Here is an 8,458-nt window from a genome sequence, read left to right as displayed (position 1 = left end):
ACCAGGGAGGAGCCATTCCAGAAGGCGCTGACGTAGTTGTTGCTGTAGTGGACGACGGCCCTCAGCGCCGCCCCGGCGTTGTTGTACGAGTCGCGGCCGAAGTTGGTCTTGAAGCAGTTATAGAAGATGCCGAGGTTGACGTAGGTCTTGTCGATGACGACGTCCCCGGTGCCCGAGCCGCCCTCGCTGATCCGCAGGGTGCCAGGCAGCGTGGTGCCATTGTTGGCCGAGTACACCGAGCGGTTGAGCGCGTGGTGGATGTCGGAGGAGCGCTCCACGACGGAGCCCGCGAGGGCATCGACGAAGACGTGGTCCTGGACGGGAGTGCCCGCGTGCTCGCCCGCCACGAGGACCTCGAAGACCAGCTTCAGTCGCCCGTCCGCGCTGGAGCGGACATAGACGAGGCGAGGCTCCTGCTCGGCACGGACCTCGCCGGGGGTGGCCTCCAGCGCCGCGGCGCGAGCGGACTCGGGAGCGATCCGCGCCCGGAAGGGGAGGGACTCGCCATCCCGGGCCGAGCCGTTGGCCGCGTAGACGAGGCCATTCGGATCCACGTGGACGATGAGCTCGTGGCCCACCACCGGGAGCCCGTTCTTCGTCTGGTCATAACGGAGGTGCGTGTGGCCCTGCTCGTCCACGGACAGCCGGCGCACGACGAGATCCGAGGCATTCAGCCGGAAGACGGGGGTGATGCTGGCCAGGGCCGAGCCGAGGCGCGTGTGGGCCTCGGAGGCCGAGAGGCCGCGCGGAGAGGTGCCCACCGAGCCGAGCCGGCCGCGAATCATGTACGGGACGCCGTCCGCATGGGCCCCGAGCACCTCGGCCGAGGGAAGGGCCGCGAGGGCTGCCTGGACATCCCCGGTGGAGCCGAGATCGGCGGAAGGGTCCAACGGCTCCGTCTCACAGGCCGTGAGGGTGAGCGCGAGGCAGGCAGCGAGCATCCGGGTACGCATCCAGTACTTCCCCCTTGAGTGGCGGCGGTGTGCCGCGGAGAGGGGAGGATGAAGGTCGGTCAGAACCGCAATCAATGGAAAGGCCGGAGGTGTTCACCACTGAACGTTCCCTGGATGTCCTCCAGCGAGCACGCCCTGGCCCTCGAAGGCAGGTGTCCTCGCGGAAGGGAGCGACCAATCGTCCAGAGCCTGGGTTGCCCGCTTTCTGGAGGTGCCATGAACACCCATTCCTCGTCTCACCCACCTTCCAGTCCACGCCGGCCTCCGGGCGCCTCCGCCGACAAGACCGTCGTGACCCGGGTCGCCACGGTGGCGCGCACGGAGCAGGAGTCGCCTGCCGGGCCAGCGGAAGGGTGGAGCACCTTCCTGCTCTCCGGGCTCGTGAGCGCGGGGATCGGCGCGATGAGGAACCTCGGGGCGCTCGTGAGAGGCCTCGCCCTCGGGCTGGGTGGACTCCTCACGGGAAGACTCACGAGGGGTGGCCGTCACCTGGCCCGAGGGGTGATGAAGCTCGTCCAGCTTCCCCTGGACGTGCTGCTGAGCCTGGGAGGGCGCGTGTTGAGCGCCCTCCAGACGGGGCTCGGCACGGAGCCCGAGGGCTACCGGCTCGGGGCGAAGCAACGCAGCGAGCTGCACAAGGTGTTTGGTGACAGCCTCGACTACGAGCGGGTGCGGCTCAAGGTGGGAAGGCTCGGCCTGCTCTCGCTCCCCGGCCGCTCCTTCGTGCTCGGCAACACCCTCTACGCCCCACGCAACCTCTCCCCGACGGCCTCCGTCGCGCTGCAGTACCCCTTTCATCTGCTGATTCGTGACATGGTCCGTGTCTGGCATTACCAGAATGGCGGCACCGACTACGTGTGCGAGACGCTGTGGGCGCGCTGGTTCGGGGACGGCGACGACTGGCGCACGGCGCTGGAGGAGGGCCGCGGCTGGCACGAGCTGGACCCCGAGCAGCAGGTCCGGTTGATCCAGGCGGCCTACACCCGCTCCGGCTATTTCCAGGGGCCGGGCCGCCGCTTCGTCGACGAGGAGCTGGGCAGGGATTACACCGAGCAGCTCGAGGCCGCCCTCGAGCAACTCCAGACGCGGCAGGGTGCACCGTAGCCATGAGGCTGTGCGCTGATCGACAGAGACCAGGAATCATTCATTAACCGGTTAAACCGGTTTTGTGGGAAGATACGGCCCTGCCTCGTCGTACCAGGAGCCGCATCATGTCCCCCCACTCCCGAGAAGAAGCGCCGCCCCACCGCACGCCCCGTTGGATTGTCCTGGGCTGGGTGGCGGTGCTGACGGTGGTTGCCTGGCACCACATCCCCCAGGCCCAGGCGAACCATACGCACACGGGCTCGAACCAGCTCCACATCGCCACGATTCACGGCAACAACGGGACGAGCACCAGCCCGGGAGATCAGGACGAGCAGTACTGCGTCCAGTCGCGCACCGCGAGCATCGACGGCACGCGGATGGCGAACTTCATCGAGGAGACGCTCGCCAAGCTGAGCACCATCTGGGACGGCACGGCCAGCTGGCGCGTGGACCTGTGGCGCACGTCGAAGTTCTGCGCCGACTACGATTCGGCCACGCGCGCCACCATCGAGTACGAGTACCACATCAAGGATGACTGGTATGAGGTCTCGCTCTGTGGGGGCTATTACAGCTGCGTGGTGTTCGATAACGGCGTGTATGACGGCTACCACACCCATTACAAGTGGGGGTATTCGTATCTCCAGACGGAGCACGTCTCGGGCTACGACACCCGCGCGCGCAAGTTCATCAACCACGAGACCGGACACATCCTCGGCTTGAAGGACCCCGACTACAACGGGCACTGCATGAACAGCGTCATGCACAACGACCTGTATTCGAGCATGGGGTGCACCGACCCAGTCTGGTACCCGACCGCCAGCGACAAGTCCTCGGTCACGCGGATCGCCGACCGCACGAATACGTGGTGAGTCCGCCGCGAGTCCGACGCTGTCTGTCTTGAAAATCTTTCGCGTCCCGAAGGGGACGCCCCTGTTGCAAGGGATTGAAACCATGAAGAAGTTCGCACGACGGGAATGGGTCCACGTGGCCGCGATGGTGAGCGTGCTGGTGCTGGGAGTTCGCTGCGCCGGAGAGCCCGAGGACACGGAGTCCCACGACTCCCACCTGATGCTCGACAACGCGTTGCTGGTGGCCGAGCGCAAGGGCCTGCAGCTGTGCGTGGAGCTGGAGCCGTCCCTGGAGGGCCGGAGCCAGGAGCTGTTGGAGGCGTTGAAGTCGGACGTGGCGGCGCTCGAGGAGAGCCACCCGCTCTGGGAGAAGGCCGGCTTCGGCCAGGCGCCGGTGCGCATCCAGCGCGGGTGCCCGGGCGCGGCCATGCCCTCGGGGCGGCTGGAGGGCAAGGGTGCGATGGTGGGCCCCGGGGTGAGCGCGCGCCCCAGCCCCTTCCGCACCTTCGTCTACGTGCTGGATGACGCGAAGGCCCAGGAGGTGCTCGGTGAGCAGCCGGCGCTCCGCGCCCGGGCCGAGCTGATGAAGGTGGAGGAGCACGTCATGGCGGAGGTGTCCACCGCGCTCGTCATCCGCGCCTCGGTGCTCGGGACGTCCTCCTTCCAGGAGACGTGGCTGCCCACGGGCCTGGGACTGCGGCCGCTGCGTGAGGCCGCCGAGGCCACGCCCGCCGACTTCGTGCCGAAGACCTCCGAGGGGAGCGGGCTGTCTCAGTAATCAGTGGCGCCGACCTTCGCTCCCGAGAGTCTCGGGAGCGAATCTCCGGCTCCTACCTTCGTCATCGGCCTGATGGCGCTGCTCAGAAGCCCGCCCAGATGAAGTCCAGTGTTGGCAGGAAGTCGTTGCTCCGGACGCGGACGCGCTCACTGAAGCCGTCACTGCCTTCGATCACGCGCGTGGCCCCCTGGTCCGCGTTGGCCCACAAGACCCCGGCGGTGATGCGGCTGTGCTGGAAGACGGCGATGTCGACTCCCAGGTGGGCCGTGAGCACGAGCGGGGACACGGTGGCGATGGGCCCCACGTCCTGGCCCGAGACGATGAGGTTGCCCTGGGACCCGGTGACATAGAGGTTGAGCTCTCCGCGCAGGCGCAGGCGGTCGTTGAAGGCATGGTCATACGCGCCCCCCACCCGCGAGCGGAAACCCGTGAGCGGCGCCGCGAGCGCGAGATCCAACGGGGTGAGGAAGGAGTTGAGGGGGGTGGCGCTGTTGGGTCCGAGTGCTACGCGGAAGGCCGCGTCCGCCTTGAGCGTCCACACATCGTGCGCGAGCACGTCCCCCGAGAGCGACAGCCCCGCCCTCGGAATCAGCATCCAGCCGATGTCATTCTGGCTGGTGGCCCAGCTGGGGAAGAGGTAGCCCTTCGTCAGACGCAGGGCGAACGTGGGCACCGACAGCCCGGCCTCCGCCGTCAGTCGCAGCGGCGAGCGCACCAGCGCGAAGCGGGCATCCACCTGGGGGGCCACGAGGAAGAGGAGCGGGTGGGTCTGGAACTCGACCCGGTCGTGGACCGCGATGCGCAGCGGGTTGAACACGCCCACGCTCCAGGAGCCCCGAGGGCCCACGTCCGCGGTGTCCCGAGCGGGGCGGGGTTGCGAGAAGGCGAGGGTGCTTCCCAACAGGACGAGCAGCAGGACGGCCCTCATGGCAGCCTCCAGGTACCGGCGACGGGGGCATGGTCGGACAGACGGCTGGCATCGCTCCGCACCCCGAGACGTCCGGGGCCCTGGATGACGTCGGTCTCCGTCCACACCTCTCCCTTCCGGATGAAGAGGTAGTCCAGCGTGCGGCTCCAGGTGCCAGGCACGCCCTGATCGTTCACGCTGTCCGGGCCGAGCACCGTGTGCGTGAAGTAGGCCCGTTGGTTCTCCTCGCCCACGCCGTAGCGGGCCAGGGACAGGAAGGGCTCGAAGTCGTCGTAGAAAGGCTTCATGACGCTGGGTGTGTAGGGCGGCTGTTCGAATTCGGTGCCCTTGCTGCTCTCGCGCTCGTCCAGGAAGCCCGCCAGCCGCAGCTTGCCCTGGCAGGACTCGGACGTGCCCGGGGCCGCTTTCTCATCGCACACGGGGGGCAGCTCGTTGAGGTCTCCTCCGAGCACCCAGGGCAGCGTCTCCGCCTGGACGACGTCGTGGATCTGCCGGATCTGCCTCTGCTTGGTGCCGTCCTGGTCATACGCCTCGGTATGCACCACGTACGCGGCGATGGTGCGGTTGCCCAGGTCCACCTCGACCCGACCGATGGCGCGCTTGATGTAGAACGTCCCCGTCACCGGATCCTGATCCGTGCGATCCTCCTGCCGGATGCGCTCGGCCTTGGTGATGGGGTAGCGCGAGAAGATGGCGTTGCCCAGGTTGATACGGCCCACGCCCTCGGATGGCACGTAGCGCGAGTCCCAGGTGGACATATAGGCCGCGTAGCGCAGCTGGGTGTTCTCCAGCAGGAAGCGCACCTGGTCGATGTAGGCGCTGCGCTTCGAGCCGACCTCGATCTCCTCCGCCATGAGGATGTCCGGGTCGTACTCGCGGATGAGCGCGGCCACGCGGGTGAGGCAGTCCGTCACCTCGGAGGTGGACATCTGGACGCGGTCACCCCAGAAGTCGAACCAGAAGTCGATGCGGCAGGCGCCGTATTTCACGTTCCAGGCCATCACCTTGAGCGAGGTGGGGTTCGCTGCTGGCGCGGGGTGCTCCGCCCGGGCCTTGAACCGAGGCACTTCTTCTCGGGTGAAGGACAGCGGGTCGGCCACCCATTCGCAGCTGGCCAGCAAGGGGAGGAGGAGGAGCCAGGGCAGTGAGCGTCTCATGCGTGGCGCGAGGGTACCCCGACTCCGACGCTCGGAGGGACGATGATTCTGGAGCCCTACCCCCGCCCCCTCCAACGCACACCCAAGTAGGCAATAGGCCTTGCTGTCGGATCGGCAATACCACTTGAGTGGTACGGACCTTGGCCATCCGCTCGGGCACTGTGTCGCCTCGTCCTATGCAGTGAGGGGCCTCCTGTCATGTTCAGTCGAAATTTCCTCGGAGTGGGTTGGTGCGCCTGGAAGATGGTCCTGATGACGGCCTTGACCGCGTGTCAGCCCGAGCTGGAACCACGGCCGCTCGAGCCGGCGGAGGGTCTGGCCTCTTCGAGGGCAGTGGCCACCGGGTCGTGCTCCGTGCCTGTCCCAGGGACGTATGCGGGCGTCGACGTCTCCATCTCGCCCTACGTCACGGGCGGACCCGCGGGCGGCTTCCAGAGCACTCCAGGCAATGAAACCCAGTACCCCATCACCGTCACCTTCTCCCGGGACGTGGAGAGCGTAACGGTTGCCGCCCTGGATCCGGACTATGTCGGTAACGTCATGATCGCCTACGACTCCCTGAATCGGGAGCTCGGCCGTATCGCGTTCGATGGGGACAATACCCCCGGCTCATGGACCCGCTCGATCCGAACGCTCACCACTCCGGGCATTCGGAGCGTACGGTTGATCACGGCCCCCAACGACTACACGAGCTGGGATTCCCTGTCGTTTGTTCCCACACCTACGCCCTGTGCCGCTCCGTCCCCGGGCACGTTCTGTGGCGTCGACGTCTCCATCACGCCCTATGTCACGGGAGGACCCGTGGGAGGCTTCCAGAGCATTCCGGGGAACGGCGTTCAATCCGCCATCACCGTCACTTTCTCGAAGGCGGTCTCATGGGTCGAACTCACCGCGGTTGATCCGGACTATGCAAACAACCACATGGCTGCCTACGACTCCTCGAGCCAGGAATTGGCGCGTGTCTACTTCACGGGAGACAACACGCCGGGTGTCACGACGCGCTCCCGCAAGAGCGTCAGCGGCCAGGGGATTACCCGCGTCGTCCTGACTCCGGACCCTCTCGATTACATCACCTACGAGTCCCTCTCCTTCATGGAGTCCTGCACGCCCCCGGTCCTCCAGGCGGAGTAGTAGGCAGTCCCCATCCAACGCGTCGCCTCGGAGAGGCCTGCGGGCGCTCTGCGTGCTCTGCACCCGTCCGCCAACCGTGGGCCCCCATTCGTCAAAAACGCTTGGAGGCGCGGGGCGGACTCATACCGACGGTGGCTGACGTTCAGCGATCGCGGAGGCGTATAGAGAACTCCATGCCTCCGCGAGCCCCCTGGCTGTTTCAACTCCTCCTGCTGGCGATAACAGGCACGGCCCTGATGGCGACGTCCGCGGGAGCGGCCTACCCACCGTCGAGCAGGACGGTGCAGGTGCGCGAGGTGTCAGGGGGATGGCGGCTGCTCTTCGAGCCGCAGGGGAGGGCGCCGGGGTTGGAGTCGCTGACGGTGGAGCAGGCACGCAGGGTACTTGCCACCTTCCACGAGGACTTCGGCCCGGTGAGGGCGGCGCCCTCGCCCGAGGCGCGGGTCTTCGCGCTCGCGGCTGTCGCGTGCGGTGCCGTCACGTGCGGCTCTGGCGAGGAGTGGGAGAAGCGGCTGCGAGCGGCATACGTCGCGCGGTACGGGGTGTCGGAGGTGGCGCTGCCGTTGCTGGCGAGCGACAGGCTGGCGGCGGCGTTGCGACTGTCTCCCCGGTACATGAAGGAGGGGGTGAGAGAGGCGGCGGTCGAGCTGTTCGGAGACCCGCTCTTCCTGGCGGGGGTGTCTACGTCGGTGGTGGCCTACTTCCTGGCGTGGGCGGTGCCGGAGCCGCTCTTCAGCAAGACGGTGGCGGTGGTGGTGACGGTGGGACTGGTGGCGGCCTTCGGGGTGGCGGAACTGCACCAACTGGGCGTGGTGTGCCTGAGGTTGTACCGGGAAGCGGAGGCTGCGCGGACGCCGGAGGAGTTGGAGAAGGCGGCCGAGCACTTCGGCAAGGCGGTGGTAGGAACGGCGCTGAGGGCCTTGGTGATGGCAGCGAGCGCCGGGGTGGCCAAGGGGCTGCCGAAGGTTCCGAAGGGAGGGCTGTGGGAGAGCGTGGCGCCCGCGCGCCAGTCACTGCCCGGGGGGCTGACGCTGAGCGTGTCGACGACGGCGCAGGTGGTGGCGGACGGGACGGTGGTGCTGATGGGAGCGGCGGTGGGAACGGGGGCCACGGCGGCTCGGGCCACGGGAGCGTGTGGGGATGGCTCGAAGAAGGATGGGAGCCACTGGCACCACCTGGCCACCAACAAGAACGACGTCTCCGGTGCCAACGGTGGACCCTGGACTCCTGTGTTCAAGAAGGTTTTCGACAGGGCGGGGATGCGCCTGGAAGCGGAGGAAAACCTCGTCTACCTCCAGGGCCACCAGGGCCCTCACCCCGAGGCGTATCATCAGCAAATCTTCCGGAGGCTCCAGGGTGCAACGGATGGTTGCAGGACCCAGGCCGAGTGTCGGGGCATGCTGGTGGAGGAACTGGACAGAATCGCAGGCGACGTCTGCACTCCTGGCTCACCACTTCACAGGCTCCTCACGGAAAAGCCCTAGCAGCGAATTCCACGGAGCGGATGATGGCTCGATATTTCGACATGATGGACAACATGCTCCACCCGGGCCGCTGGGTCCTGGATGGCCCCTTCG

At 67.2% G+C, this 8,458-nt stretch carries 8 protein-coding genes; 5 read left to right on the top strand and 3 right to left on the bottom strand.

The genetic code is table 11. The annotated features are described in order from the left end of the window. On the bottom strand, nt 1-941 hold a 941-nt coding region (locus tag VF697_RS38935), incomplete at its 3' end, for a M4 family metallopeptidase (protein ID WP_414641433.1). Between the two features lie 228 nt (nt 942-1,169). On the opposite strand from VF697_RS38935, the gene VF697_RS38930 reads away from it, so the two are divergent. From VF697_RS38930 to VF697_RS38920, 3 genes are all read left to right on the top strand, one after another. Continuing rightward, nucleotides 1,170-2,057 carry a hypothetical protein gene (locus VF697_RS38930; protein WP_331103156.1) on the top strand — a complete coding sequence of 296 codons (888 nt, stop codon included), beginning with the start codon at nt 1,170-1,172 and terminating at the stop codon, nt 2,055-2,057. A gap of 107 nt (nt 2,058-2,164) precedes the next feature. Then, nucleotides 2,165-2,908 (top strand): hypothetical protein, encoded by a 744-nt coding sequence (locus VF697_RS38925; RefSeq protein WP_331103155.1) that lies wholly within the window; start codon nt 2,165-2,167, stop codon nt 2,906-2,908. A gap of 82 nt (nt 2,909-2,990) precedes the next feature. Continuing rightward, on the top strand, nt 2,991-3,665 hold the full coding sequence (locus VF697_RS38920; protein WP_331103153.1) for a hypothetical protein: 675 nt from the start codon (nt 2,991-2,993) through the stop codon (nt 3,663-3,665). Between the two features lie 82 nt (nt 3,666-3,747). On the opposite strand, the gene VF697_RS38915 is transcribed toward VF697_RS38920, so the two are convergent. Then, nucleotides 3,748-4,593 carry a hypothetical protein gene (locus VF697_RS38915; RefSeq protein ID WP_331103151.1) on the bottom strand — a complete coding sequence of 282 codons (846 nt, stop codon included), beginning with the start codon at nt 4,591-4,593 and terminating at the stop codon, nt 3,748-3,750. Further along, a complete protein-coding gene (locus tag VF697_RS38910; protein ID WP_331103149.1) occupies nt 4,590-5,750 on the bottom strand; it encodes an endonuclease/exonuclease/phosphatase family protein in 1,161 nt (386 codons plus the stop codon). The genes VF697_RS38915 and VF697_RS38910 overlap by 4 nt, the downstream gene beginning before the upstream one ends. Before the next feature lie 252 nt (nt 5,751-6,002). On the opposite strand from VF697_RS38910, the gene VF697_RS38905 reads away from it, so the two are divergent. Together VF697_RS38905 and VF697_RS38900 are read left to right on the top strand one after the other, a co-directional pair. Beyond that, complete coding sequence (locus VF697_RS38905; RefSeq protein WP_331103146.1) at nt 6,003-6,881, top strand: hypothetical protein; 879 nt, start codon at nt 6,003-6,005, stop codon at nt 6,879-6,881. 173 nt (nt 6,882-7,054) lie between these two features. Further along, complete coding sequence (locus VF697_RS38900; RefSeq protein ID WP_331103144.1) at nt 7,055-8,365, top strand: AHH domain-containing protein; 1,311 nt, start codon at nt 7,055-7,057, stop codon at nt 8,363-8,365. Nucleotides 8,366-8,458: the final 93 nt, after the last annotated feature.

The sequence above is a fragment of the Archangium sp. genome (assembly GCF_036388035.1).
Lineage (GTDB): Bacteria > Myxococcota > Myxococcia > Myxococcales > Myxococcaceae > Archangium.
The sequence above is the reverse complement of the archived record's forward strand: the minus strand, read 5'-3'. Positions and strand labels throughout refer to the sequence as shown.

Coding starts and splice junctions, on each gene's coding strand:
- VF697_RS38930 (WP_331103156.1), top strand. CDS start 1,170: ATGAACACCCATTCCTCGTCTCACCCACCTTCCAGTCCACGCCGGCCT.
- VF697_RS38925 (WP_331103155.1), top strand. CDS start 2,165: ATGTCCCCCCACTCCCGAGAAGAAGCGCCGCCCCACCGCACGCCCCGT.
- VF697_RS38920 (WP_331103153.1), top strand. CDS start 2,991: ATGAAGAAGTTCGCACGACGGGAATGGGTCCACGTGGCCGCGATGGTG.
- VF697_RS38915 (WP_331103151.1), bottom strand. CDS start 4,593: ATGAGGGCCGTCCTGCTGCTCGTCCTGTTGGGAAGCACCCTCGCCTTC.
- VF697_RS38910 (WP_331103149.1), bottom strand. CDS start 5,750: ATGAGACGCTCACTGCCCTGGCTCCTCCTCCTCCCCTTGCTGGCCAGC.
- VF697_RS38905 (WP_331103146.1), top strand. CDS start 6,003: ATGACGGCCTTGACCGCGTGTCAGCCCGAGCTGGAACCACGGCCGCTC.
- VF697_RS38900 (WP_331103144.1), top strand. CDS start 7,055: ATGCCTCCGCGAGCCCCCTGGCTGTTTCAACTCCTCCTGCTGGCGATA.